Here is a 25840-nt window from a genome sequence, read left to right as displayed (position 1 = left end):
GTTAAAGTGACCGTATGGCTGATTAGCAAGCTGTACGGTCATTTTTCATATATGGAAGGCTCAACTATCACCTGAAAATGAAAATAGGTAATAAGAATTACGTACTTCAATATCAGCAGCCTTTCGGCTGCCAATATTGAGGAGGAAGGAATTAAAACGGAATAGACGCTTTGAGGTAAATTTGTGAACCTTCAGGACGGTTTTTCACAGAAAAATCCTTCTCCCACTTCGCCGTAAATAGCCAACCTTGTGGGTTTGCATAACGGATTGAAGGACCGACTGCGAAAGCTTGAGCCTTACCTTGCGCTGAGTTTGGACCACTGTCATTGGTGGTTTGCATAAATCCATAACCCCCAACACCCGCGATCCAGCCATTACCAAAGCCCCAGCCTAATGCATAATCGGCGTGGAATGCTTGCCCTGAACGCGTGTCCGTATCATTGTTACGGAAGTTAAAGTCATACATCATTTTTAAATCCGCATTCACCCCGACAGGAGGAATGTAGCTGATTGCCCACACCGGCTGTAATACCCAGTAATTTTTCCCTAAACTTGATGGGTCGGTTTTACTGTATTTTCCGGTTGGCGCGTAAGCATCCAGCCCTAAGACATAATGCAAGTCAGCGGAAGGATGGAAACCGAGTGCGGGGCCAAAAGTAATATCCCCGAGTCCACGACTGGTTTCTTTATTCCCCGCCGCCTTCGCCGTCACATCCAACAAAGGAAGGATGGTATGAAACGCTAAATCGCCACCAAACACTTTTTGGTCAGTTACCCAGATAAAACGTGGTGCGAGTACGTTCACATTCACACTAAACCCGGGGATTGGAATTTTATCGCCTTTGTTGTCGCGAACACTGTCATAGTGGGCATTTCCACCATAGACCAACACATGGACACCTTGCGGTGGCAGTGCGCCAGACATAAAGTTTTCTAGCCCATCAGGGTAGATCCCAAGACCGCCCCCTTCTGTTGCGACAGCACCAAATGACAGTGCACCCAAGCACGAGCCGACGAGCAGCTTATTCACCATTTCTTTATTCATCATTTACCTGCCGCTGTAGTGGTTTTATGATATTTTTTATATGTTTACTTTGATGTTTACTTGTATGTTTGCTGTGTTTGTCTTGCCTTGAATTGATTCAGGCCCATTCTCTATTACCGCTTTTTCTTCGCTGCTAATTTCTCAGCAACTAAATACCCAGAGCCCCCGCCAAGACCGGGACCCGGATGGGTTGATGCCCCAATATGGAACAGATTTTTGACTGCTGTTTGATGCGCTTTGGTCTGCCCTGAAGCGGCAAACGGTCGCAACCAAAAGAATTGATCTGGCGAACAGGTTCCTGAGTAAGGATCCCCCCCCACCAGATTGCAGTTATAACGCTCAAGATCGGCTGGGGAAATTGCTTTACGACCGACTATCAAATCAGACACCCCCGGCATCACCATTTCCAAACGCTGCTGAATGCGATCGGCAACTGCTTCACGCACCGCATCATTCCAACGGCCATCTTCAGGGATCGCAATTTCTCCCGCTGCATCCCCTTTAAGATAGCGAGGCAGTTCCTGCATTTGTATCCACAAGATCCACCCGCCTTCAGGGGCACGACTTGGGTCTAATGTGGTCGGTTGACCGATCCCAAACGTCGGGCGATCAGGTAGATAGCCATTATTGGCTTGCGTGACAGATAAGCACACTTGTTCCATGCTCTCTGTGAAATGAACCAACGGCACATTCAGTAATTCAGGGTTGCACCATGGCGGCGGCGCGCTTAGCGCAAAATGGATTTGCATCCCACCGCGACCATAACGATAACCTTTCGCCCTCTGCTTCACTTGTGGTGAAACCTCATCAAGCAAGCCGCCATATAACTGGGTTGGCGTTACGTTGCACACCACACTTTCACTCGCAGGGATAAACTGCCCATTCACACGAACCCCTGTGGCACGGCTATTTTTACCGCTGCCTTGTGTAATGATCTTCTCCACATGGGCGTTGGTACGTAACTCACCACCATGTTGCTCAATCACTTTGGCAAACGCATCGACAATCCGATAGCTGCCACCTTTGACAACGGGCATTCCACCCGCCACAACCGCGGCAAACGTCAGTTTACCAATCAGCGCCGAGCTGGCTTCATCAGGCCCTAACCCCGTATGCAGCACCCACGGCGCCATCAACGCACGGCTAAAATCATGCTGTAATTCCCGCTCAGACCAGCGACGAAAACTTTCCACGCCAGATTTAGCAAAATCCAGCAAGCCATCAACACCGCGTTTGCGCCACTCGGAAAACAGCAACTTGAGCATGCCGCCGCTGTAGGGATTTTGCCCTAATAGACCAAATGTCAGTGCGGCATCTTCGCTAAACAGTTTTTCTGCCATTTGGCGAAACACTAAGCCATCTCCGGGAGCGATAGCATCTAGCTGCTTAGCAGCCTGCGCAATATCTCGCTTTAATGCCACAGATTTGCCATCAGGCTGCACCAATCCAGTGGAATAGTCGCATTGCGCGAATTCCAACCCCTGTTGTTGAAGCAATGGCGCTAACTCTTGGTAGCCTGGGCTACCAACGAACAGTGAATACCAGCATGAAAGTAAGTCGTGAGTGTAGCCTTCAAATAACGCTTCGGTACGAATACAGCCGCCAAGGCGGTCGTTACGTTCTAGAACCAAAACCGATTTCCCACGCACCGCCAATAAGGCGGCGCACATCAGCGAATTCATCCCGCTGCCGACCACGATCACTTGGGGATTGGATAAGGTCGCCATACCTCACCCCACCAGCGCAAGCACGCGTAATGGGCTACCCGAACCGCCTTCAATTTTCAGCGGCGCAGCGACGATCACCACTCCAGTAGCCGGTAGTTGGTCGAGGTTTTTCAAGCATTGCAGACCGTATTTATTGTTGCCGTGCATTAGCGTGTGGCACGGGTATGGCACAGGCCAGCTGTAAGATTGCCCCGCATCCGTATTGATAGTTTCAACCCCAAAACCTTTGACATCACGCTGGTGGATAAGCCATTCAACCGCTTCTTGAGAAGGACCCGGTGTGTGAGCACCATCTTCGCGCATATTCACATACGCTTCTGGGTTATCGGACTTTTTCGACCAATCTGTACGCAGTAAAACCCATGCCGCTTTTGGAATTTTGCCGTGTTTCTCTTCCCATTTTTGTAGAAAATCCACAGTTAAAACCCAATCGGGGTTTTGCGCGACTTCTTTACTTGCATCAACCACTACCGCTGGGGCAATAAAGTGGTGTAGCGGGATGGTATCAACGGTGTTTTTTGGCTGATCTTTACCACTGATCCAATGAATGGGAGCATCAAAGTGGGTGCCGGTGTGTTCACCGCAGCTAAAATTGTTCCAATACCAAGCGGGACCATTCTCATCATAACGGGAAATTTGCTCCATTTTGAATGACCACACTTGCCCAAACTCAGCGGGCAGTTGCAATGCCGGAAATGAAGGCGATAAGATTTGTGTCAGGTCGATAATCTGAATATTGCCTTTTTGTAACTCGCTGGCAAATGACATCAAAGTTTGCTGTTCCATACTATCTCCTGCGCCTATTGCGCTTCATGTAGAGCGGTAAATGTGCCGCCGTGGAAAACTAAAGGCTTGCCTGTTTCACTGCCGATACGGCGTACATGCCCCACCATCAATAAGTGATCGCCAATATGATCTTGCTTGTGGTTTTCACACACTAAGGTGGCGATCGCGCCGTGTAAGGCGGGGATCCCTTCTGGCGTGATGTGTACGGCTACATCTTCGAATTTGTTTTCGATTCGAGGATTAGCAAAACGCATCGCTAACTCTTGGTGATCTTTGCCTAAGATATTGATCGTGAAATGTTGGCAATCACGAAATACCGCGAGATTGGGCGAATGGTTAACTAAACTCCATAGCACCAAAGGCGGGTCGAGCGACAGTGACGCAAATGAGTTGATGGTCAATCCAACGTCACGTCCATCAGGGGTGCGAGTGGTCACAACCGCTACCCCTGTGGGGTAGCAGCCTAGTAAATTGCGTAAGGTTTTCGATTCAAACTCGGTATGACCCCATTCGCTTTCGCACATAAGCGTGTCCTCTGCAATCATCGACATACTGATTTCTCCTACGAAGCGCGAACTTCTTCTTGCATCAGCGATTGAATATAGGCATCGCAGGCATGGGCATCATGCCACCATGGTGCAAGAACTGGCGGATAGTTAAAGGCGTTCGCGATGGTGTGCGCTAAGGTTGGCAGTTGTTGCGCTGCGCCTAATGCATTAAGAACATGCGGCTGTGGCGGCGCCAATAGAGCATTCGTCCACTCCACCACATGGCGACCGTATTTCCAGAATTGCTCAAACGTGTCGTTCATCCACTCCGCCGTATACGGCTTGTCACCACGGGCTAAAATAGCGTCGTAGTAGACTTTGCTGGCTTTCGTGGCGTTATTCGATCCTTGTCCAGTCAGTGGATCGTTGGTCACTAATGCATCCCCTAAACCAAAGACAATTTTGCCTGATGGCAGCGTGAGAACTGGCTTACGGACTGTTGGGGCAAAGCGCCCTGCCAGAATGCCATTTTCGTCAGTTAACTCCACATGGCGGCAGCGCTCTGCTTCCCACGGTAAATAGGTATCGATGATTTTTTTGCTGTAGGCCAAATGTTCTTGTGGTGTACGTGCTTCTCCCCACTGATCCATCGGCCCACCCGGTACACCTTCAAAAACCATGATGTGGCAGTCGCCGCTATTGGTTAGAGATGGGAACACAAAGTACTCCCCCACACCCGGTATTAGGTTGAAGGAGACTTGTGAAAATTCAGGGGTTGGCAGCATGCCGTGAACGTACGTGAGCGCTAATGCACGCTGAGGTTTATCATACGGAGAACGAATAGGGTCACGTTCTAGCAGCTTAACGATTTCCCCTTTTCCTCCCGCTAAAATCACTAAATCGTGAGTTTCAGCGAGTTTTTCTAACTCTGCTATGCCCACATCTTCAATCATCAAATTGCCACCACGAGCGGCAAATAACTCCAGCCAATAAGGCATTTTGATACGCTGATCAACGGCTTGAGCATAATTATCGATACGTGAGCGCCAGCTAATGGCTTTTTCACCTGCCTTTTCAGGATGCGGGACAGTAAAACCAATACCTTCTACTGGCGGACATTTGTCTTCCCAGAAGTTGATCCCTAAATCGCGCTCAAATTGCAGCGAAATATCGAACATACATTGGCTGGACATCACGCGACCATTTTTCACATCATCTGGAGTACGATTGGTGGCAACCGTCACGTCATAACCTTTGTCCAGCAGCCCTAATGCCAATGGCATACCCGCCTGACCACCACCTACGATTGCAATACGACGCATAGTGAATTCCTCGATAAAATTAAAATCAGGGTGTCTTATTCAGCAAGACGGGGAATGGCGGGTTTCGCCTGTTCAGGTCCCATGGCGGAGTATCCACCATCGACCGCGTAATCTGCGCCAGTGACAAAACTCGCTAGCTCAGACAGTAGGAATGCCACAACTTGAGCCACCTCTTCAGGGTCGCCAACACGTTGTAAAAGATGATAATCCGCCGCGACACGGTCGGTTTTTTGGCGATCGCCACCCGTCAATTCGTCCATCACCCGAGACCATGTCCAACCGGGGGAAACAGAATTGACGCGAATACCGTCGGGGGCATAATCCATCGCTTGGCTACGCGTCACTTCTAGCATGGCGGCTTTCGATGCGGGATAGAGCCAGCGACCTGTTTGCGCCACCGAAGAGGAGATACTGGTGAAGTTTACAATTGCACCTTTGCCCGCTTTGGCTAGATGGGGCTTGGCAAATTGCGCTGCCATCACAGCGCTCACCACATTGATATTTAATGCCGTTAGCCAGTCTTGACGTGAAGAGGCTTGACCGTCATCCAGATAGGTGGCGGCCAGATTAACCAAAAAATCGAGTTGACCATATTTTTGCGCAACGCGGTCAATACCTTGCTTTAACTGTTGGTCATCAGTGATATCTACGGGTAGAAAATCAATGTTGGGCTCCGATTGCGCCACAATTTCCCCATTGGTTTTGTCGATATCAAAAATGGTGACTTTGACCCCATAGGAACATAAGATTTTTGCCACGGTTGCGCCGATTTTGGTTGCACCACCCGTCACGATGGCAATTTTATTATTCAGACCTTTCATCACTGTGCCCTCTTTGCTCTCATTCGTTCACAAAAAATTAACATGACGAATCATTACGCAAAAAAGGCAAAAGCCTGTAGCCCATATGCGCAAAGATTATCCACACAGCGCGGCTATTTATTTAATAACATGATGATAATACAGAACAAATAGCCACATCTTGCCGTGGCTATCCAGATAGTGAAAAGTGTGATTTAAGGACGTTCGAGGATTTGGGCGCCCGAACCCTGATGACCTAAGATATCTTCAGGGTTGCGCAATGGGCAATCTTTGAGAGACAAACAACCACAACCAATACAGTGATCCAACTCATTGCGCAATCGAGTTAACTGTTTGATTCGTCTATCTAATGAACTTTTCCATTCCGTTGACATCCCTTTCCACTCTTCCGCGGTCAACTTGCTGTTTGCCGGAAACTGCCCCAGTGCATCTTGGATCTCTTTGAGGGGAATACCTGTGCTTTGTGCCACTTTGATAATGGCAATGTAGCGTAAAACCACAGGTGGAAAACGCCGTTGATTCCCTTGTGTTCGGGTACTTTGAATCAGCCCTTTCGCCTCATAGAAATGTACGGTAGAAACCGGAACGCCTGCGCGCTTAGCCACTTCTCCTACCGTCAGTGCCCGTGAAAAATCCACCTTTTCAGCGGCAATTTTTCGCGTTTTTATCGTATTCATGGTTTTACCCACCATTTCTTCTTTCCCCCTATTGACCTCAACTTAACTTAAGGTTTTATAGTGCCAGCCTCTTTAATTGTCAATTTAAGATGCCAATGATAATGAATAAAAAAACGCTAACTTTGCTATGTGCAGGGCTTCTCTCCGTAGGTGGAGGAGCCGCCATTTACTCGACTTACGCCAGCTCAGACGATAAGCCACAAGCGGCTTATCAGCATCCTCCAGTGAAAGTGGCTCTTGCTCCCGTCACCTTGGCTAATGCTCCACGCACTTTTTACGGTGTGGGGGAATTAGAAGCGGGTAGTCAGGTGTTTGTAGCCGCAGAAACCAGTGGGCGCATCACCAAAATTGGTTTTGAATCCGGTCAACAGGTCAAAAAAGGGCAATTATTAGTGCAGCTCAATGATGCGGTGGAACGTGCAGATTTAGCTCGCTATCAAGCACAATACCGCAATGCTGCCCGCCTATATGACAGAACCCGTTCTCTGTCTGCGCAACATTTAGTGGCAGAAGCGCAGGTGGATAGCACCCGTGCCGAGCGCGATATGGCACAAGGGCTGATTCAGCAGACCCAAGCACTGATTGCGCAAAAAGCCATTCATGCCCCATTCGATGGCACGATTGGTATTCGCCAAGTCCATGAAGGGCAATACCTTAGTCCTGGTGAAGCGATAGCCAGCCTTGTGGATACCCAAACGTTGAAGCTGAATTTCTCATTGGATGAGCAAGCCTCCCCGGAATTGCATCAAGGACAAGTGGTGGATATCACCGTCGATGCTTACCCCGAAACCCCATTCCCCGCCAAAGTGACGGCGATTGATCCGTTGATTGGCAAATCCCGAACAATTGCGTTGCAAGCTACGCTCGATAACAGCAATGGCAAGCTAAAAGCGGGTATGTACGCCAATGTCACTGTGGTGCGACAAGCAAACAATGCAGTGCTGACCATTCCTGAAACAGCGGTCACTTACACCGCTTATGGGGATACGGTATTTATCGCTGAAGGTACTGGGGACACCATGACGGTCAAACGCGTTTCCGTGAAAACGGGGCAGCGTTTTGATGGCAATATCGAAATTGAGCACGGACTTGCCGAGGGCGACCAAGTGGTCAGTTCTGGCCAGCTACGTCTGAATAATGGCTCTGCCATTACCCCTATCGCTCAAAATACATTATCTGAAACTCCGCAAGGTTCCTAAGGACGGTGCTATGAAATTTACGGACCTGTTTGTGCGCCGACCGGTATTGGCTTTAGTCGTCAGTGCCTTGATTGTATTGATCGGGCTGTTTGCGCTGAGTAAATTACCCATTCGCCAATATCCTCAATTAGAAAGTTCAACCATCACAATTACCACGCAATATCCGGGCGCATCGGCAAAATTAATGCAGGGGTTTGTGACTCAGCCGATTGCCCAAGCGGTCTCTTCCGTTGAAGGGGTTGATTACCTATTCTCATCATCCGTTCAAGGCAGCAGCCTTGTGACGGTGCGCATGGAGCTAAACCGCGATTCAACCCAAGCTCTCACCCAAGTGATGGCGAAGGTGAACCAAGTACGTTATAAGTTACCGAAAGAGGCCTATGACCCTGTGATTGAGCTCTCTTCAGGAGAGTCCACTGCCGTCGCTTATATTGGTTTTTCCAGTACCGAACTTTCGATTCCCGCACTAACCGATTACCTTTCCCGCGTGGTAGAACCAATGTATTCCGCCATTGATGGCGTAGCGAAAGTGCAGGTATTTGGCGGGCAACAACTGGCGATGCGTTTATGGCTGGATGCGGATAAGCTCGCTGGTCGCGGCATTTCAGCGGCTGAGGTCGCCCAAGCGGTGCGCCAAAATAACTATCAAGCAGCTCCCGGTAAGGTGAAAGGTGAGTTTGTCATTTCTAACGTGTATGTGAACACCGATTTAACCAATGTGGATGAATTTCGCGATTTGGTGATCCGCAATGATGGTAACGGATTGGTGCGCTTAAAGGATGTGGGTACCATTGAGCTGGGGGCTGCATCTACAGAAACCAGTGGCTTAATGAATGGGGAACCTGCCATTTACTTAGGTTTGTTTGCCACGCCAACCGGTAACCCGCTGGTGATTGTAGATGGCATGAATAAGTTAATGCCAGATATCATCAAAACCCTGCCGCCGGGGGTAAAAGTGGAAATGGCCTTTGAAACTTCACGGTTTATTAAAGCCTCCATCGACCAAGTGATCCAAACCCTTGTTGAAGCCCTACTGATTGTTATCGCCGTGATTTATCTGTGCCTTGGTTCGATTCGCAGCGTAATTATACCTATTCTTGCCATCCCGCTGTCCATGCTGGGTGCAGCGGCATTGATGATGGCGTTCGGCTTTAGTATTAACTTGCTGACCTTACTGGCGATGGTACTGGCGATTGGGTTGGTGGTAGATGATGCCATTGTGGTGGTGGAAAACGTGCATCGCCATATTGAGGAAGGAAAATCCCCTGTTCTGGCGGCCTTGATCGGCGCCCGTGAGGTAGCAGGTCCCGTTATCGCGATGACGATTACCCTCGCTGCGGTGTATGCACCGATTGGCTTAATGTCTGGATTAACAGGGGCATTATTTAAAGAGTTTGCGCTCACATTGGCGGGCGCGGTGATTGTATCTGGCATCGTGGCGTTAACCCTTTCTCCGGTGATGAGTTCGTTTATGTTGAACTCAAAACAGAATGAAGGGCGTATGGCGCGAATAGCAGAAACCTTCTTCGAGACCCTTGCCCATTACTATACGGCGGTGCTGAATTTCTCATTGAAAAACCGCTGGATCACCGGAATTTTGGCTGTCGGTGTCGTGATCAGCCTGCCAATGTTGTATCAATCCGCACCGCGGGAGCTGGCACCTGTTGAAGACCAGTCGAGCGTCTTAACGGCAATTAAATCTCCGCAGCATGCCAACCTTGAGTATGTGGAGCGTTTCTCCCGTAAATTACACGATGTGTTTATGGAGCTACCCGAAACGGAAAGTACGTGGATTATTAACGGTACCGATGGCCCATCAGCCAGTTTCGGAGGCACAAATTTAACGTCTTGGGAGCAACGAGAGCGCCCTGCGTCGGCGATCCAATCAGACTTACAAAATCGTGTTGGTGATGTCGAAGGTAACAGTATCTTTGTGTTCCAGTTACCTGCATTACCCGGCTCTACGGGCGGCTTGCCTATTCAAATGGTGCTAAAAAGCCCCCAAGATTATCCAGTACTGTATCGCACCATGGAAGAGATTAAACAGCAAGCGCGTGAAAGTGGCCTGTTTATGGTGGTAGATAGCGACCTCGACTATAACAACCCTGTGGTTGAGGTTCGCATTAATCGCTCGAAAGCCAACAGTTTAGGCATTCGTATGCAGGATATTGGAGAGTCCCTAACGTTGCTGGTGGGTGAGAATTATATCAACCGCTTTGGCATGGATGGACGCTCTTATGATGTGATACCGCAAAGCCTACGCAGCCAGCGACTGACGCCTGAAGCGTTATCCCGCCATTATGTTAAGTCCGAAGATGGCAGCATGATCCCGCTGTCGACGGTGGTGGATATTTCAACGCAAGTAGAGCCGAATAAATTGTCTCAGTTTAATCAGCAAAATGCCGCCATTTTCCAAGCGATCCCTGCACCGGGCGTTACCATAGGGCAAGCGGTGGCGTATCTCGATGAGATAGCCAGTGAGCTGCCAGCTGGTTTTAGCCATGATTGGCAATCTGATTCGCGCCAATATAAACAAGAAGGAAACACCCTCGCCTTCGCGTTTATGGCGGCGCTGCTCATTATCTATTTAGTGCTCGCGGCTCAGTATGAAAGTTTAGTAGATCCGTTGATTATCTTAATTACCGTTCCGCTTTCTATCTGTGGTGCCTTGATTCCGCTGGCATTGGGTTATGCCACCCTCAATATTTATACCCAAATTGGCTTAGTTACCTTGATCGGGCTAATCAGTAAACACGGGATCTTGATGGTGGAGTTTGCCAATGAGCTGCAAGCTAACGAAGGGTTAGATAAACGCCATGCCATTTTAAAAGCAGCACAAATCCGTTTACGCCCAATTTTGATGACGACGGCAGCAATGGTTATCGGTTTAGTTCCTCTTCTGTTCGCGACTGGCGCTGGAGCAAATAGCCGCTTTGGGCTGGGTTTGGTGATTGTCACAGGCATGTTGGTGGGGACGCTATTTACCCTGTTTGTGTTGCCAACTATCTATTCCGTGCTTGCACGTAATCACAGCGCAACAGCGTTAACCCCAAGACGTTATGAGCTGGCTGAAGCTAACCGTTTAATTAAACACTCTGAGGAGACGGCACCATGAATTTATCATCGTTAAACCATCTTTCACTTGTTCCCGCTCGCAAGGAAAAGCGAAGCGTTCATGAGAAACGGTCAGTTCATGACAGCAAATCAGCAGGTTCAGTGGCTAATCCTATGAGCAACAGTGTGGCAATGATGATGATTTATCATCCTTATCCGGTATGGAAAACGCGCTCCGACGCAACTAACCGATGGCGTAAATAGTGTTCTCAGCGATGTTTGAATTAATACTCTAATCAACAGAAAAAAGAGCCGCATACTTTCGTAGTGCGGCTCTTCTTCAAGCTATTATCAGGCTGTTAATTTACTGACCTTCATAGAAAGCCATCACTAACTTACCTTCTTTAATAATGATTGGCGTACCCGGTAAAGCATCAATGACTTCATTTTGCGAAGCATCAACCACCACCGCAACGTTGCGGTTATTTTGGCTCGCCAACAAGCTTGGTAGCTGCTCTAAACGGTAAAAACGATTTTCCGCATCTGGGTAATTCAGCCCGTAGCCTAGCTCACCCGTTTGATACAGCATGGTAATGTCATCGCGTTTGAGTACCCAAGCCAACGCAGTGCCTAATCCCACATTGTTGGTTAAAAGTACCGCGCGGTTTTGTAGCTGATCTTGGTATTTTGTTAACACGCCTTGCGGGGTGTTATTGCTCTCAATATATTTAGGGATCACATGCCCAATACTGAGGCTGAGTACTAACGTACAGGCGGCTGCCCATGACCAGAATTTGCGGTTAAATGACACTACCCCCATCACAGCCCAAAACAGAAATGCCCCTGCGGCAATCCACATTTTGTAGCTTTCATCCCCTTGATATAAATTCATTTTAGGGAAATAAGGTGATGCAATAAATGCCCCTGCCGCCGCGATACCCAACGTGATGTTTATCAGCGCATTCAGGCGAATAGTAGCCACTTTATTCTGAGTTAAAACCTGCTGCAAATAGGATGCCATCAAAATCGCGATGGGTGCGATGCACGGCAGAATATAGGTGAGAAGCTTCCCTTTTGTCACACTAAAAAACAGGAAAGGTAGCGCCGCCCACAATAAGAAATAGAGGTTCATGCCTCTCGCGCGAACTGCGTGTGCAATGGATGAGAAGAGGTAACCTAACCACGGAAGCACCGCCGCCAACAAAATCGGCATATAGAACCAGAACGGAGATTTGTTTTGTGCGTTATCCGCCATAAAACGCTGAATATGCTCAACCCAGAAAAAGTAGCTCCAATAATCTGGCTCTAGGCTTGCAATAGTAAGCGCCCACGGTAAGCAAACTAATACGGCAACAAGAATCGAAATTAATGCGTACAGGCAGACGTCTTTGAACTTTTTAAAGTAAATTGCGCTAACGGAACACACTAAAACGGGAAGCACTAAAACTAAAAAGCCTTTTGTCATAACGCCTAAACCGCATGCCACGCCAATCAGAATATAGGCATACAATTTATGAGCGCGTTGTGTCGTGGTTATCCCCCATTGGAAAAAGAAGATAATCATCGTAATAAAGGCGGTCACAATTGGGTCAAGGATGTTATAAGTCCCAATGGTCAAAATCATAAACATGGAAAGATAAATAAGCACCGCATTAAACGCGAGATCTTTATTTTTCCATGCCATCTTTGCACTAAGATAAACAAATAACCCGCTGATAAGGGTGCTAAACACCACACCTAACCGAACCGAGACATTGTTTTCACCAAATAACATTTGGAAGAAAGAACCGACCCAATAACCAAAAATCGGCTTTTCAAAATAGCGGATACCAAGCAGCTCAGGCACGCTCCAATGGCTACTTAATATCAGCTCACGGCTGATTTCTGCATAGCGTAGCTCATCGGGCTGCCATAGCATGCGCCCATTGAGAGGAAGAAAATAGGTTATGAGTACAAAACCGAATAATAGGCACCACTTAAAGTAGGCAACTTTATTATTTGCCATCATCATTTAATCTCAACCATTATTGTCATAAATATTTAATAATTATTATTTGCGCCGAAGCTTCAGGCACTTTTGATTAATAAAATCAGGGTTCTATTATCATTAGTTCGACTAAACCCAGTATAAACCAATAAACATTTTCGTATTTCATACATCCATATGAGATAAACAATCAATAAATGAATCTTTTATTTCAACATTAAGATAACAGGATGAGCTGCTTGTTAAGACTCGATTAAAAAACAATAGTTCAGCGATTTCCATTTATTTTTAACAGAATGAAAAATAAATTAAAAAACGGTGCCGCTTGCGAATAGTTATTAATTCTAGAAAGAAGAATAAAACCCAATAGTTAATCACGCAGGTAACAATAAAGGCAGTTATTGCAATATATTCTTCACAATAACCGCCTTTATTTATCGGTAGCTACTTAACAAGATTTACTTGGCTGCATCCAAGGCTTGGATTAAGTCAGCAAGAATGTCATCGATATGTTCAATACCAATGGATAAACGGATCATATCGCGCGATACTCCTGCACGAGCTAGCTCTGCATCATTTAATTGACGATGGGTGGTCGATGCTGGGTGGCAAGCTAATGATTTTGCATCGCCAATATTGACCAAGCGAACAATCAGGTTCAGTGCATCAATAAAACGCGCTCCCGCTTCTTGCCCGCCTTTGATCCCAAAAGACATAATACTAGCAGGTTTACCTTGCATATATTTTTGCGCAAGTGCGTGCTCAGGGTTGCTTGGTAGCCCCGCATATTTTACCCATGCCACTTGCGGATGGTTTTCGAGGAATTGTGCCACTTTCACTGCATTTTCAGTATGGCGCTCCATTCTTAACGCGAGCGTTTCCAGACCTTGTAAGATCAAGAAGGCGTTAAATGGCGATAATGCTGCTCCCGTTCCACGCAGCGGTGCCACGCGGCAACGCGCAATAAACGCCGCCGCACCGAAGTGCTCTGTATAGCTGACACCGTGATAAGCGATATCCGGCTCAACCAGCAGAGAAAAACGCTCTGCGTGCTCTGCCCATGGGAATTTACCTGAATCAATCACCATTCCGCCGATTGAGGTGCCATGACCACCGATATATTTGGTTAACGAGTGCACCACGATATCCGCACCGTGTTCGAATGGGCGGCATAAATATGGAGTCGCTACGGTATTATCGACAATCAGAGGTACGCCATGGCGATGAGCGATCTCCGCCAGCGCGGCAAGGTCAACAATAAAACCCGCAGGGTTAGAGATAGATTCGCAGAAAACGGCTTTTGTTTTCTCGTCAATTAGGGCTTCTAGTGCGGCTAAATCATCGTGTTCAGCAAACCGGGTTTCGATACCAAGGCGCGGTAGAGTATGCGCCAGTAAGTTGTACGTACCGCCATACAGTTTTGCCACCGAAACAATGTTATCGCCGACTTGGGCAATAGTTTGAATTGCATAGGTGATAGCTGCCATGCCCGAAGCCACCGCCAGCCCAGCAATTCCCCCTTCAAGGGCAGCAACGCGCTTTTCTAGCACATCGTTGGTCGGGTTCATAATGCGGGTATAGATATTACCTGCAACTTTTAAGTCGAACAGATCCGCGCCATGCTGTGTATCGTCAAATGCATAAGAGGTGGTTTGATAAATAGGCACCGCGACAGACTTGGTTGTAGGGTCTGGAGAATAGCCTGCGTGGATTGATAATGTTTCTAATTTCATTGAGTTATCCTTGTTATACCCGCACTGCCAATTGAATGGGTTCTTGTTTTTATTTCACGGTACTTATTATTTCACGGCAGTCCTTTCCAATATCCCCCAAGTAAATTCCTCGCACAACCATCTAGACTTGAAATAATTTCATCTAAAGTTATTCATAAAATAAATAAGACCGCATTAGAAACAAAAAAACCCATATTGCCGAAGTAATATGGGTTTCGGTACAACTGAATTTAATTACGCGAACGCGCCATAAATCACAGAGGTAATTGATGCTAAGCCGCATAGCAGCGTAAAGATTTGCGCTGGCTTAGAGGTACTAAACGGTTTCATTGCAGGCACGATACGCATCGCCACAACTGGCAGGATAAACAGGATTGCCGCAATCATTGGGGCACCCATGGTTTCAATCATACCTAAGATACTTGGGTTGATAATCGCGACGATCCAAGTGGTGATTACAATGAACAGTAAAGAGATTAACTCAATTTTCTTCACAGAAACTGAAGAGCGCGATTTGACTAATCCAACCAGACCTTCGTGCGCACCTAAGAAGTGACCAAAGTAGCTAGAAACGATAGCTGCGAATGCCACGATAGGACCTAAGTAAGACAGGATTGGTGATGGGTTAATGTTCGCAATGTGGGATAACACGCTGATATTTTCTTTCTTCGCGATTTCTAACTCAGCAGGACTCAGTGACAGAACCACAGAGAATACGAAAAACATCACGAAGCCAGTTAGCATAAATGCTGCGCCGCCAGTGATCATGTCAGTTTTAATCACAGCTTGGTCGCCAAATTGCTGACGTTGGTCTTTTGCAAACTGGCTGATGATTGGGCTGTGATTAAAAGAGAATACGATGATAGGAATCGCCATCCAGACAACAATCGGCATTGCGCTCCAATCTGGTGCGACTTCTAACATCGACGTATTCCACTCAGGGATCAGGTACAGAGACAGCGCTAATAAGATGAAGACTAATGGATAAACCATCATAGAAGTGAGCTTCAGCATTAAGTCACGACCGAATACGACACCTGCGGTCATTGCTGCAATTAACACACCAGACAGCAACCAACGTGGCAGTGGGTCCATACCAATTTGGTTCACTAAGAATGAGTCTACTGTGTTAGTGATACCCACGCCGTAAATTAATACGATTGGGTAAATCGCAAAGAAATAAGCAAAAGTGATAATATTCGCACCTGTTTTACCGAAATGTTCTTCCACAGTATCGGTAATATCAGCATCGTGTTTCTTAGCCGATAAAACAAAACGCGCTAACCCTTTATGAGCTAACCAAATCATTGGAGTTGCAATTAAAGCTAATACAACTAATGGCCAGAAACCACCCGCGCCAGCTTTAATTGGCAGAAAAAGAACACCCGCACCAACGGCGGTACCAAAAAGAGATAATACCCAAGTGAAGTCTTTATAAGTCCACTTACTGGCAGGTTTGTCTGTCGTGTTTACTGCGGTTTTTATTGTGCTCATACCGTCACTTCATCGTTTTAAAATGGATAAAAAAAGATGCGGCGAATTTTGCATTAAATGCGTTAGAGCAACTAGCTTATTTTGATTAATCTTTCTGGCTTTTTGGTGTAGATCTCATATCTGAATTTAAAAAAATGACAATTTGTTAATAATCGCAAATAAATTTTTATCATTTGATTGAAAATACCAAAACACCACGTCAAAAAAGCGTAGAGTTTTTTTCTTTTGAACCTAAGTTTTAACCGAAATAAATATCGATAAAAAAAATGGCTAGAATAATTTCTAGCCATCAGACCATTTCCAAACCCATCAGGGTTGGAAATGGCTCTTTTGGGTTGTAGAATTAACAAGGAAAATCAATTCATTGATTTTCGCCTGATAACACAAAGAGGGAAAAACCACGCTTTTATCCCTCTTTGTCAGCAACAAAAATGGCTAGAATAATTTCTAGCCATTTTTGTTTGGTAAATACCTATTTTGTTACAAATAGACTGGCACTAAAATCTCAGTGGCAATCACAACAACGATAAGCCCAACTAATACGGGAACCGAGGTTCTTTTCACCACTTCAAATGGTGAAATCTTCGCCATCCCCGATACCGCAACCACCACCCCAGAAACCGGTGATAATGTACGACCTAAGTTAGATGCCTGTAGCATTGGAATGACAAGGTAAGCTGGGTTGACGCCCATTTGCTTCGCTAAGTGAGGGATCAATTCAACGAATGCGTAGAATGGCGCGTTACCAGAACCAGTGGTCATCGCCGCTAACATAGTGATCACCACCAGCGCAATCATCATCACAATCGCGCCAGAACCAAAGGATTGCGCTAAGTCGATCAAGCCTTTAATAAAGCCGATGGTGCTTAGACCCTGAGCAAATACGCCAGCTGCCACTAACAGCATCACGACGGTTGCAAACGCATCAGCCATACCTCTATAGCAAACTTCTAAGCCACCATAGACATGTTTTGCACTGAAGCTACGAATGAACTCAATGATTGCAGCCATAATAATACAGCCAACAATAATGGTGACAATATGTAGCTCAGGCGCCCATTTACCATCAAACACTAATACGCCGATGATTGGAGTAAATGGTAGAATCGCGTAGAAACCTGGTGCGTGGGTTTTAATTTCATTCACATCCAGCATTTCGGTTTTAACGTGCTCTTTTCTATCCAGAAAACGCTGCCAGAAGAAGTGAGCCACTGACATCGCAACAATGGCAGCGATGGAGATAGGCAGTGTGGTTTTGAATGCGAAATCAATCAGAGGCATTTCTGCTGCTTTCGCCGCTAAGATAACGTCTCCAGACGTTGGTGCCAGAATGATAGCGGCCGGTGATGCACAGATAGCCGCCGCTGCGCCACGGCTGATCCCGACGTTAACCATCACAGGGAACAAGGTTGCCATCAATAACACCCCTAAACCTGTTGCCGATGAAACTGCCAGTGACATCAAGCAAGCAACAATATACGCCGCAACCATCAATAAGTATGGGGAGTTGATCATTTTTAATGGCTTGGAGGCAATTTTCACCACCACGTCATTCGCACCGATGTGAGTCATATAAGACGCAAACCCACACAGCACCATGATCATCATACCGAGGTCACCACCTCGGCTCATTAATAAGAACTTGATGTATTCCAGAATATCAGTAACGCGCCATCCCGTTGCTTTCACTGATTCTGGTAAAATGCTTTTACCCATTAACGCAGTAATAATTAGGAGTAAAATACCCCCCGTCATTAATACCCCAGTTGCAGAGTAACCCTTTATTATATAGCGCCCAACTCCAACGGCGACCAATACGCCTATTAAGAGCTCAATCATGTGTTTCTCCTGCCCGTCTCATTTTGTAATTATTGGTGGTACTCTGCCTAAAAAAAAAGCGAAATACACTGATAATGATCATAGTGGACAATATTTTTAATCTAGAAATAGATAAAAACACAAGTCAAAAAAATATTATTTTTTGACTAAGCAAAAGAAATGAAATTCAGGGGCATTAAACATTTAAACTAAAGCCAAATAATAGTAATTTAAGCGATATTAAATGGCGTGATTATCTACATAATGACCATCATAAATAATGTAAGATTAACTGCAAAAATTAGCGCGAGAATAACTCAAATATCATGTCACCAAAAAAACCTCGGTATTGCAGATAACGAATTTGTTTACCCTTCTCTTTAAAGTCAGTTGGGATTTCATCCCCAAATTTTTTACTGCGTACTTCTGCTGCCTTTTCAAACCAGTCGACATCAAGCTCAGCAAAATGGTGTTCGACTAATGTCTCGGCAAATCCTTTTTGCCGCATTTCTTGTTTGATCCGTAAAGGTCCATATCCTTTACGCGAATACCCTTGCAATAGCAGTGATACCACACGGTCATCATCCAAAAAGTGCTGCTCACTCAGTTTATCCAACACCCCTTCAATCAACTGCTCATCGATAATCCCCTCATTTTTTTCATACATACGGCGCTTCATACGGGCAAATAACTCCGCTTTGCCATAATCGCGTCTGGAAAGTAAAAATAGGGCATATTGGTACAGTTCAGGTTGGGTCATTGTCACATTTAACTCATTAAAAAGGGCACTGAATTCAGTGCCCTATTCGCATTAGTCAATCAAGATAGATTAATGCACTTGAGCACCACTAAGAAGTTTATAGATTGTATCAGGAGTATAGCTACCGTCCTGATAATAAATAGTCCAATCCGTGATATGGTCACGCGTTAGCGGATAAACACCGCCCTCTTCCATGGTTTCCACATAGAATGGGTGATTAATTAAACGGCCTTCAAACTGGTCGCCGTTCCATGTCAACGGCTCAAACCACATATGTTCGTGCCCTTCATCACCCTCTTCATCTTGATAACTAATGCCGCATTTAATTAAGAAGCGCCACTCTGATTCTTCCTCTTCTTCCGATTTTCCGAGCAGCTTCGCAAATAGCCCTTTTTTCGGTGTGACTGGCTTTGGACCATAGTTATCGAGCATGTGAGTGAAGTATTCCCAACGTAGTCTGGCTTTGCTGGACATATCCGCCGTTTCTTCATCAGTGCGCATAAACATCATTGCATTTTGGTCTTCAAACCCTTCAAAGAAGCTTTCCAATGTTGGGTTTTCTTGCGTGACACGGAATAACATTACGGATGGATGCTGGTGAGATTCGTCACGGTCGTGCCAATCCCCCATAAAACGCTCAGAGCTCATATCGCCAAACTCGAAGTTCATCTCTTCCAGCGGTTTTAAGTTATCGATCGGTGTGGAAGTTCCTACATGAAGGAGACCTTCTTCAAAAGGTACCGCCACTAAATATTCATAGCCGGTTTGTGTTTGCCCAATGAAAATCGGCTCATTAAAGTCGATTTTTCCGTTGGTAATGCTGTTGTTCACAAAGCTCCAGAACAACTCAGGGATCCCATAATAAGACGCAATCGGGTGTGGAATGATAATTTCCGCTTCCGATAAACCACAACGGGCTAACCCATGAGTATGGAACCAATATTTGGTCGGCGCTGAATCTTCGGAGTTTTCATCGTGATCGTAAATGGCATGCACCACATACAGGGAATCAATGCTTGGCATTAAATCGTCGATCAGCTGGAAGTTAAGCCATTCACGGGTAAAGACTTTACCTGCGGCAGAAATATCCAAGCCCAGTAATAAATCAGGTACTAAAATTTGGATAATTTTAAGCTGCTGTAAGTAGCTCACTAGAGGCTTTTCTTGGAATAGGCATTCAACCACCACGGCCTGTGGCGCATTGCTTGCCTGCGTGTAAAGTTCTTGGCTAATAGGATCTGTCGCGAAATACGGGTTGATGGTGTATTCCGGGTCGCTCTCCACAAGCGAAACGTAAAAACGTAACTCTTCTTCGCCACGTTTACAGCTAAAGAAGAAACCGCCGCCTTCTTCATCAGGCAGGTAATCAATTTCCCCTTCAGTAAAGTAGGTTTGCTCTTCCAGACGCTGTTCAAGTTGTAGGGAGGTCAGCTCTGATGCAGGGATTGCCACCATCATCGAGGCTTCTTTCTCCCCGTTTCCAGCAGCAATATCAAGGTATTGTTGTTTATTGTTCACTATTTTGCCCTGTTATTTATTATCTTACTGGAGGATATCAGCTTATATTCGATAAGAATATTGTGATAATTCTTAACCCAATCAGATAGGCGTTTAATCTCTCATATTTAAACTAGGAGCATTAATCATCATTATTTGATGCAACGTAATTCCACTTTTCATCCCGTATTCACTAGGGCACAATGAGAACCAGCATCACCAAGGCTTTTGGTTGGTGAAATAATCCTTTCTTATATAGGTTTTGAAAATAGAGGCTTTACAACATGGCTGATTTATCTGAGAAACAAAAAGAATATATTGATGACCTCGCAATGAAGCGCGTTTTTGATATGAATAATGATGATGTCTTAATTAATGCGCTGGAACAAAAAATTCACAGCATGGAAGCGCATTTAAAAGATTACTTCCATGAGCGTGTTCAGTTTCATCAGAAAAACAGCAAATAATACCGCTCTTACTCCTCTAATGCATTTCAGTGCTGAAATACCCAGAGTTTCAGCACGTTTTTTAGTACCTCAATAGCATCTTCTTAATATCTTAATCACATCCATCATATTGATAATAATATGCGTTCATAGGTAGCGAAATATCATTAAAATAGCACCATGAGCCATACTATCAATTGCCATATATGCTAAACTTTTGTGGATAACTGTAAGTTAATTAATTTATTGTTTCCTTCATTCTATTCTACTAATCATTGAGTCCATTATGACACGCATTCAATACAGCGCAGCGCTGCTACTTTCCTCTTGTCTGGCTATCCCTGCCAGTTTTGCCGATAGTGACACACCACTATTTTCATTAAGCATGAGCGAATCTGGAGTCCCTAAAAATAATAGCGAAGGCGGCGTCACGCGTTCATCCACGACTGAATCCCGTGTATTGCCTATTTGGGGAGATGAAGCACGCGCTCGAGGTTATGACTTACCAGAACCTTTTGGTGTCAGTTATGGCTATATGAATCTGCGTCAGGATGTTGTAGTGGACAAGATTGGCTTTCATACAAATTCAGAGGTCAAAGTTCCTGGAATGCCATTTGTTAAATTCGACATGAATAAAGATTTAAAAATAGAGACAGGGCATACCCGCAGCAAAAACCAATCTCAAATGTTAAAACTGGATACTTGGATATTCCCATTTATGAATGTCTATGGTGTTTATGGGAAAACTAAAGGAACATCAACAACTAACCTAACAAATGTTGAAGCTAATGTTAAAATATTTGGCCAAAATGTTCCAATCCCTATCGGTAAGAACCTCCCATTTGAATTAGATTATGATGGTAAATCTTATGGGGGAGGAGTGACCTTCGCTGGAGGTTATAACCAATTTTTCTCCACTTTAGATATCAACTATACAAAAACCAATCTCGATATTATTGATGGGGATATTAAAGCCTTAGTCATTACTCCTCGTATTGGCTATGAGTTTGTCTTTGAGCCGCTCATTTCTGGTCAAGGTAATACTAAAGTCCAAGTCTGGACAGGTGCCATGTACCAAGATATTACTCAGCGCTTTAAAGGTAATATTAGTAATTTAGATTTACCACCCGAATTAAATAAATGGATGGCTTTAGCGCCCGCTGATACTAAGTTCGATGTAGAACAACACCTTGCCCATAAATGGAATAATACCGTCGGTGCTCGCGTTGAGTTAACTCGTAACTTTAACGTTCTGACCGAAGTGGGCTTTAATAACCGTAACAGCTTCTTTATTTCAGGCGAGTTCCGTTTTTAATGTTACAACAGAAACACCTGCGTAGGCTGACACTGCTCAGCCTTATCATTGCCTTCTCCTCGCAAGCGAAAATCCTTCCTGAACGTGAGCAAATTGATGGTTGGCTCAGCGAGCTTGGGGGCGAAAACAGCTTTGATGAATCCAAAACTATCGACTGGGGCGTCTTACCGGGGCCTTTCTATACTCCTGAAATGGGGTTAGGTGTCGGAACCGCTTTAGTGGGTTTATATCGTCTCGACAAACAAGACACCAAAACCCAGCCCTCTTCGATTGGATTAAGTGGTTTTGCATCATCCACAGGGGCTTTTGGACTCAACTTCACTAACTACAACTTTGTAGATAGCGACCAATGGCGACTGTTTGTATCTGGCACCATCAATAATGTACCAACTTATTATTGGGGTAAAGGATACGCAGCGGGTAAAAAAGAGAGCAATAAAGAAAAATACCATTCCCAAGAGTTCAAAATTACCCCAAGGGCTTTATATAAGCTAACCGATGCCACCTATGTGGGACTAGGTTGGAATTTTTCGTCGATCAATGCCAGCGATCCCGATGAAGGCGCAAAAGCTTACTTTTCGCAATCAGTTGGCGGGCGTTCGGTTATCAGTTCAGGCGTCAGCGCCTACTATAGCTATGACACCCGAGACTTTTTACCCAACGCACACCATGGGCAAACACTTGAGGTTATTTATACTTATTTTTCACCGAACCTCGGTAGTGATACCCGTTTTCAAGCGACCCAGTTGCAGTATGCCTATTACCATGAGCTCACAGAAAAAACCGTCGTAGCCGTTGATAACTATGCCCGCTTTACCACGGGAGATGTGCCGTGGAATCAGCTTTCTTTATTAGGTAACAGTAACCGCATGCGGGGTTACTATGAAGGGCGCTATCGGGACAACAATATTTTTACTAGTCAAATCGAGTTACGGCATAAATTAGACTGGCGGCACGGGGTTGTTGGCTGGTTAGGCACGGGGACCATGAGCGACTCTCCCTCAGAATTAGGTGCTGGACACTGGCTACCAAGTGCCGGTGTAGGCTATCGTTTTGAATTTAAGCCTCGGATGAATGTGAGACTGGATTTTGGTGTTGGTCGCAACAGTACGGGCGTCTATTTCCAAGTTGGTGAGTCTTTTTAATGTTTAAGCTGCTAATAACTTCATGTTTTTTACTTATGCTCGTCGCCTGCCAAACTCGCGAGGAGCTGAACTTACCTGCGGCGAACCTTAATCTAGATACGATTTCCAACGAGGAAGCATCTAAAGCGTGGTCTGTTCTACAAGATCTCAAAGCCCCTCAAGGACTTCGAGCCTGCTGTGCTTTTGGCTATAACCTGCAAGCGGAAGTGGCAGGTATCCCCGTACCTTTCTATACCATCGACAACATAGTGGAAGCCGATAATCTTGGTGAGCACCATTATAATGATAGTTACTTGGGCGCCACCGCAGGTCTAATGGGGATCAGTAACGAAAAAGTGGGGCTTATCTATACCACAGATGGCGGATTTATTGATATTGCACATGTTCGAGATACCGCCGACTATACGTTATATCTCTTTAGCCAGATTTACCCAAAACTTGGTGAAGAGTGGACACTAACCCTCAGCGATGAACTCGCGAGCAGACAAATCCATTTTTCAGCCTTTACACCACCTGCGTCCCCCGCAGAGCGCTATACGTTAAGTACTTATCTGGCAGCTAAACTTGCATTTCAGTTAGCTGCTTGGCATGAAATTGCACAATGGTATGGCTATCAATCAGTTCCTGGCTTTTCGGAGGGGATATCTGCCTTCTCTCCCGAAGACTTATATTCCAACTTAGTGGGAGCAAGACTAGCAAGTTCGCTGATTTTACAAGGTCGTGCTGAGTCACTTGCGATATTCTCGCAATCTCTCGAAGCACTGCTTCCCATTGCACTACATCAACTTGGGGCTCAAGAAAAACCCTTAACTCGCGATGCATTTAACAAAATTGATGGGCTTTGGTGGAATAGTGCGAAGCGTGTTCCAGATAAATTTTTAGTGCTCACACGCGATTATGACACCACCGATAGCCGCTATCCGTTTTTACCAACCCAAGCTGTAGCGACTTTGGGGCTGAAACTCAGTTTGCCGTCGGAATATGCAGGATTTGCATTATCCTCTCTCGCACAGTTTCGCTTAGTACCCACCGATCATATGGCACAACTTCCTATCCCAGAGACATATTGGACAGTTGATGATTTCAAACGGCTCGCGGAGAATGCAAAAATTGAAGATCAGAAACAGCAAACCGTGCCATTCTACGACTAAAAAAGTCGTCGACTAATAGTAATATTTGGCTGAGGCAAAAGGTCAAAAAACGGCATTTTTTTTGTCCTTTTCACACATTGAAAGTCGATTTTGATTCTGTATTTTTAACAACCAATACCACTCATAAAATGCGAAACACCCCATTTTGTTTAAAATTTAGACCACTGATCGGTTATTTTTTAAGCATAATAACCCTACAATACACCTGTTAATTGTTTGAAAATCAATCTAATTTAGCTTAAATCAGATGATTGCAAGATGAAATCAAAAACAAAAATTGATAAATAAAGCATTGAAAATATAAATAACGCAATTATTTTTAATATAAAATCATTAATTTAAAATAAATCAACACTTAATGACATACTAATACAGAAATTTACCTAATGTGAGTCGGATAAAGGTAGCTCGTGAAAAATTATTCTGCTACCATTCGCTCGATTTTTGTTCAGAGAAACATAGGAGAAGCAAATGCCCTCTCGAACGATGGGGACAAACGCCGTCTTCGCTTTCTTATTTTTACTTTTGTTTTCGGGCCTCAGTTTTGGCTCCACCAGTACCAGTACGATGCTTAAAAAAGACTTCACACTGAAGTCGGCACAAAACTCAAATCAAGCAGAAACACCACTGCCTGATATGCGTAAATACCCGTCTGGTACTCCACGTAAGAAAGCGTTTTTGAAAACGATTGTCCCGGTGATTGAAAAAGTCAATCAACAGATTATGGAAGAGCGTAACTGGCTGCTTTCCGTGCGCACGAACACCAAATGGAGCGCCCAAGAGCTACGTCGCCTAACCCAGATCTGCGATAGTTATGGCATCAGTTGCAGCAACCCAAAACGTATTAATTGGGATAAGCTGTTAAGTCGTGTAGACATCATGCCAACGCATTTAGTTGCGACACAAGCGGCTACAGAGTCTGGTTGGGGTACTTCTCAGCTTGCTCTACAAAACGGAAATTTATTTGGTATGCGCTGTGGTAGCGGTTGCCAAGTTAGCAAAGGAAAGATCAAAGGCTACTCAGCTTACGCTTCTGTTGAAGCAACAGTGACTGCCTATATGAAGAATATGAATACCCATAACGCGTATGAGTCTTTACGTCACTCGCGTGCTAAACAGCGTCAATCACAAGATGAGTTAGACTCCGTCAAGCTGATTAACGATATGAAAGGGTACTCAGAGTTAGGTTCATCATATAACCGCTATTTGAAAGAGATGTACGCGAGCAACGAAGAATTGATTACACAAGCTCAACAAAGAGCAGCGACTCGCAGCTAATTTTAGTATCTACACACCAGGTACACAGTATAAAAATCCACTTTTTCGAAAGTGGATTTTTTTTGCACGTTTTCCCATCCACTCGAAATATGACAAC

General features: G+C 45.3%; 21 protein-coding genes. 8 read left to right on the top strand and 13 right to left on the bottom strand.

Annotated features, from left to right (window positions below; all coding sequences use genetic code 11):
* Positions 1-151: 151 nt before the first annotated feature.
* The 7 genes from M5X66_RS02240 to soxR all read right to left on the bottom strand — a co-directional run bounded on the left by M5X66_RS02240 (position 152) and on the right by soxR (position 6866).
* Positions 152-1048 carry a SphA family protein gene (locus tag M5X66_RS02240; RefSeq protein WP_270103842.1) on the bottom strand — a complete coding sequence of 299 codons (897 nt, stop codon included), beginning with the start codon at positions 1046-1048 and terminating at the stop codon, positions 152-154.
* A 110-nt stretch (positions 1049-1158) separates the two neighbouring features.
* Entirely contained in the window at positions 1159-2772 is a 1614-nt protein-coding gene (locus tag M5X66_RS02235) for a phytoene desaturase family protein (protein WP_270103841.1), read from the bottom strand.
* A gap of 3 nt (positions 2773-2775) precedes the next feature.
* On the bottom strand, positions 2776-3558 hold the full coding sequence (locus M5X66_RS02230; protein WP_270103840.1) for a cyclase family protein: 783 nt from the start codon (positions 3556-3558) through the stop codon (positions 2776-2778).
* A 14-nt stretch (positions 3559-3572) separates the two neighbouring features.
* The gene (locus tag M5X66_RS02225; RefSeq protein ID WP_230082440.1) at positions 3573-4109 is read right to left on the bottom strand and encodes a flavin reductase family protein; all 537 of its coding nucleotides are present in this window, start codon (positions 4107-4109) and stop codon (positions 3573-3575) included.
* A gap of 11 nt (positions 4110-4120) precedes the next feature.
* Complete coding sequence (locus tag M5X66_RS02220; protein WP_036955290.1) at positions 4121-5368, bottom strand: styrene monooxygenase/indole monooxygenase family protein; 1248 nt, start codon at positions 5366-5368, stop codon at positions 4121-4123.
* 35 nt (positions 5369-5403) lie between these two features.
* Positions 5404-6189 carry an SDR family oxidoreductase gene (locus M5X66_RS02215; protein ID WP_036955294.1) on the bottom strand — a complete coding sequence of 262 codons (786 nt, stop codon included), beginning with the start codon at positions 6187-6189 and terminating at the stop codon, positions 5404-5406.
* Between the two features lie 194 nt (positions 6190-6383).
* On the bottom strand, positions 6384-6866 hold the full coding sequence (soxR, locus tag M5X66_RS02210) for a redox-sensitive transcriptional activator SoxR (protein WP_187128693.1): 483 nt from the start codon (positions 6864-6866) through the stop codon (positions 6384-6386).
* A gap of 101 nt (positions 6867-6967) precedes the next feature.
* Here soxR and M5X66_RS02205 point away from each other — a divergent pair, with 101 nt between their 5' ends.
* Genes M5X66_RS02205 through M5X66_RS02195 form a run of 3 tightly spaced genes read left to right on the top strand, consistent with a single transcriptional unit; the run spans position 6968 to position 11383 of the window.
* Positions 6968-8065 carry an efflux RND transporter periplasmic adaptor subunit gene (locus M5X66_RS02205; RefSeq protein WP_154599653.1) on the top strand — a complete coding sequence of 366 codons (1098 nt, stop codon included), beginning with the start codon at positions 6968-6970 and terminating at the stop codon, positions 8063-8065.
* Positions 8066-8075: 10 nt separating this feature from the next.
* Complete coding sequence (locus tag M5X66_RS02200; RefSeq protein ID WP_270103838.1) at positions 8076-11180, top strand: MexW/MexI family multidrug efflux RND transporter permease subunit; 3105 nt, start codon at positions 8076-8078, stop codon at positions 11178-11180.
* Entirely contained in the window at positions 11177-11383 is a 207-nt protein-coding gene (locus M5X66_RS02195) for a hypothetical protein (protein ID WP_270103837.1), read from the top strand. Before M5X66_RS02200 ends, M5X66_RS02195 begins: the two co-directional genes overlap by 4 nt.
* A gap of 100 nt (positions 11384-11483) precedes the next feature.
* Here M5X66_RS02195 and arnT read toward each other — a convergent pair whose 3' ends face one another.
* The 6 genes from arnT to M5X66_RS02165 form a co-directional block, all read right to left on the bottom strand.
* Positions 11484-13130, bottom strand: a complete 1647-nt coding sequence (gene arnT, locus M5X66_RS02190) for a lipid IV(A) 4-amino-4-deoxy-L-arabinosyltransferase (RefSeq protein WP_036955307.1) — start codon at positions 13128-13130, stop codon at positions 11484-11486.
* 434 nt (positions 13131-13564) lie between these two features.
* Positions 13565-14839 (bottom strand): bifunctional O-acetylhomoserine aminocarboxypropyltransferase/cysteine synthase, encoded by a 1275-nt coding sequence (locus M5X66_RS02185; protein ID WP_270103836.1) that lies wholly within the window; start codon positions 14837-14839, stop codon positions 13565-13567.
* A 234-nt stretch (positions 14840-15073) separates the two neighbouring features.
* Positions 15074-16333: an aromatic amino acid transport family protein gene (locus M5X66_RS02180; RefSeq protein WP_036955312.1), complete on the bottom strand. Its 1260-nt coding sequence runs from the start codon at positions 16331-16333 to the stop codon at positions 15074-15076.
* Between the two features lie 480 nt (positions 16334-16813).
* Positions 16814-18172 carry an anaerobic C4-dicarboxylate transporter DcuC gene (dcuC, locus tag M5X66_RS02175; protein ID WP_036955315.1) on the bottom strand — a complete coding sequence of 453 codons (1359 nt, stop codon included), beginning with the start codon at positions 18170-18172 and terminating at the stop codon, positions 16814-16816.
* Positions 18173-18452: 280 nt separating this feature from the next.
* Positions 18453-18911 carry a regulatory protein RecX gene (locus M5X66_RS02170; RefSeq protein WP_036955318.1) on the bottom strand — a complete coding sequence of 153 codons (459 nt, stop codon included), beginning with the start codon at positions 18909-18911 and terminating at the stop codon, positions 18453-18455.
* A gap of 69 nt (positions 18912-18980) precedes the next feature.
* Entirely contained in the window at positions 18981-20429 is a 1449-nt protein-coding gene (locus M5X66_RS02165) for a DUF4026 domain-containing protein (RefSeq protein WP_036955321.1), read from the bottom strand.
* 263 nt (positions 20430-20692) lie between these two features.
* On the opposite strand from M5X66_RS02165, the gene M5X66_RS02160 reads away from it, so the two are divergent.
* From M5X66_RS02160 to M5X66_RS02140, 5 genes are all read left to right on the top strand, one after another.
* Positions 20693-20875 carry a hypothetical protein gene (locus M5X66_RS02160; protein ID WP_006658236.1) on the top strand — a complete coding sequence of 61 codons (183 nt, stop codon included), beginning with the start codon at positions 20693-20695 and terminating at the stop codon, positions 20873-20875.
* Positions 20876-21140: 265 nt separating this feature from the next.
* On the top strand, positions 21141-22169 hold the full coding sequence (locus M5X66_RS02155) for a hypothetical protein (RefSeq protein ID WP_036955323.1): 1029 nt from the start codon (positions 21141-21143) through the stop codon (positions 22167-22169).
* Complete coding sequence (locus M5X66_RS02150) at positions 22169-23314, top strand: BamA/TamA family outer membrane protein (protein ID WP_036955326.1); 1146 nt, start codon at positions 22169-22171, stop codon at positions 23312-23314. Before M5X66_RS02155 ends, M5X66_RS02150 begins: the two co-directional genes overlap by 1 nt.
* Entirely contained in the window at positions 23314-24465 is a 1152-nt protein-coding gene (locus tag M5X66_RS02145; RefSeq protein ID WP_154599657.1) for a DUF4056 domain-containing protein, read from the top strand. Before M5X66_RS02150 ends, M5X66_RS02145 begins: the two co-directional genes overlap by 1 nt.
* Positions 24466-24936: 471 nt before the next feature.
* Positions 24937-25743 (top strand): protein bax, encoded by an 807-nt coding sequence (locus M5X66_RS02140; protein WP_036955332.1) that lies wholly within the window; start codon positions 24937-24939, stop codon positions 25741-25743.
* Positions 25744-25840 lie beyond the last annotated feature (97 nt).

The organism is Providencia sp. PROV188, from assembly GCF_027595165.1.
GTDB classification, from domain to species: domain Bacteria; phylum Pseudomonadota; class Gammaproteobacteria; order Enterobacterales; family Enterobacteriaceae; genus Providencia; species Providencia lanzhouensis.
The sequence above is the reverse complement of the archived record's forward strand: the minus strand, read 5'-3'. Positions and strand labels throughout refer to the sequence as shown.

What these genes read in the sequence shown, in the direction of transcription:
- M5X66_RS02140 (WP_036955332.1), top strand. Translation starts at nt 24,937, where the DNA reads ATGCCCTCTCGAACGATGGGGACAAACGCCGTCTTCGCTTTCTTATTT.
- M5X66_RS02235 (WP_270103841.1), bottom strand. Translation starts at nt 2,772, where the DNA reads ATGGCGACCTTATCCAATCCCCAAGTGATCGTGGTCGGCAGCGGGATG.
- M5X66_RS02195 (WP_270103837.1), top strand. Translation starts at nt 11,177, where the DNA reads ATGAATTTATCATCGTTAAACCATCTTTCACTTGTTCCCGCTCGCAAG.
- M5X66_RS02160 (WP_006658236.1), top strand. Translation starts at nt 20,693, where the DNA reads ATGGCTGATTTATCTGAGAAACAAAAAGAATATATTGATGACCTCGCA.
- M5X66_RS02220 (WP_036955290.1), bottom strand. Translation starts at nt 5,368, where the DNA reads ATGCGTCGTATTGCAATCGTAGGTGGTGGTCAGGCGGGTATGCCATTG.
- M5X66_RS02180 (WP_036955312.1), bottom strand. Translation starts at nt 16,333, where the DNA reads ATGAGCACAATAAAAACCGCAGTAAACACGACAGACAAACCTGCCAGT.
- M5X66_RS02155 (WP_036955323.1), top strand. Translation starts at nt 21,141, where the DNA reads ATGACACGCATTCAATACAGCGCAGCGCTGCTACTTTCCTCTTGTCTG.
- M5X66_RS02145 (WP_154599657.1), top strand. Translation starts at nt 23,314, where the DNA reads ATGTTTAAGCTGCTAATAACTTCATGTTTTTTACTTATGCTCGTCGCC.
- M5X66_RS02225 (WP_230082440.1), bottom strand. Translation starts at nt 4,109, where the DNA reads ATGTCGATGATTGCAGAGGACACGCTTATGTGCGAAAGCGAATGGGGT.
- dcuC (WP_036955315.1), bottom strand. Translation starts at nt 18,172, where the DNA reads ATGATTGAGCTCTTAATAGGCGTATTGGTCGCCGTTGGAGTTGGGCGC.
- M5X66_RS02170 (WP_036955318.1), bottom strand. Translation starts at nt 18,911, where the DNA reads ATGACCCAACCTGAACTGTACCAATATGCCCTATTTTTACTTTCCAGA.
- M5X66_RS02185 (WP_270103836.1), bottom strand. Translation starts at nt 14,839, where the DNA reads ATGAAATTAGAAACATTATCAATCCACGCAGGCTATTCTCCAGACCCT.
- arnT (WP_036955307.1), bottom strand. Translation starts at nt 13,130, where the DNA reads ATGATGATGGCAAATAATAAAGTTGCCTACTTTAAGTGGTGCCTATTA.
- M5X66_RS02240 (WP_270103842.1), bottom strand. Translation starts at nt 1,048, where the DNA reads ATGATGAATAAAGAAATGGTGAATAAGCTGCTCGTCGGCTCGTGCTTG.
- M5X66_RS02215 (WP_036955294.1), bottom strand. Translation starts at nt 6,189, where the DNA reads ATGAAAGGTCTGAATAATAAAATTGCCATCGTGACGGGTGGTGCAACC.
- M5X66_RS02200 (WP_270103838.1), top strand. Translation starts at nt 8,076, where the DNA reads ATGAAATTTACGGACCTGTTTGTGCGCCGACCGGTATTGGCTTTAGTC.
- M5X66_RS02150 (WP_036955326.1), top strand. Translation starts at nt 22,169, where the DNA reads ATGTTACAACAGAAACACCTGCGTAGGCTGACACTGCTCAGCCTTATC.
- soxR (WP_187128693.1), bottom strand. Translation starts at nt 6,866, where the DNA reads ATGAATACGATAAAAACGCGAAAAATTGCCGCTGAAAAGGTGGATTTT.
- M5X66_RS02230 (WP_270103840.1), bottom strand. Translation starts at nt 3,558, where the DNA reads ATGGAACAGCAAACTTTGATGTCATTTGCCAGCGAGTTACAAAAAGGC.
- M5X66_RS02205 (WP_154599653.1), top strand. Translation starts at nt 6,968, where the DNA reads ATGAATAAAAAAACGCTAACTTTGCTATGTGCAGGGCTTCTCTCCGTA.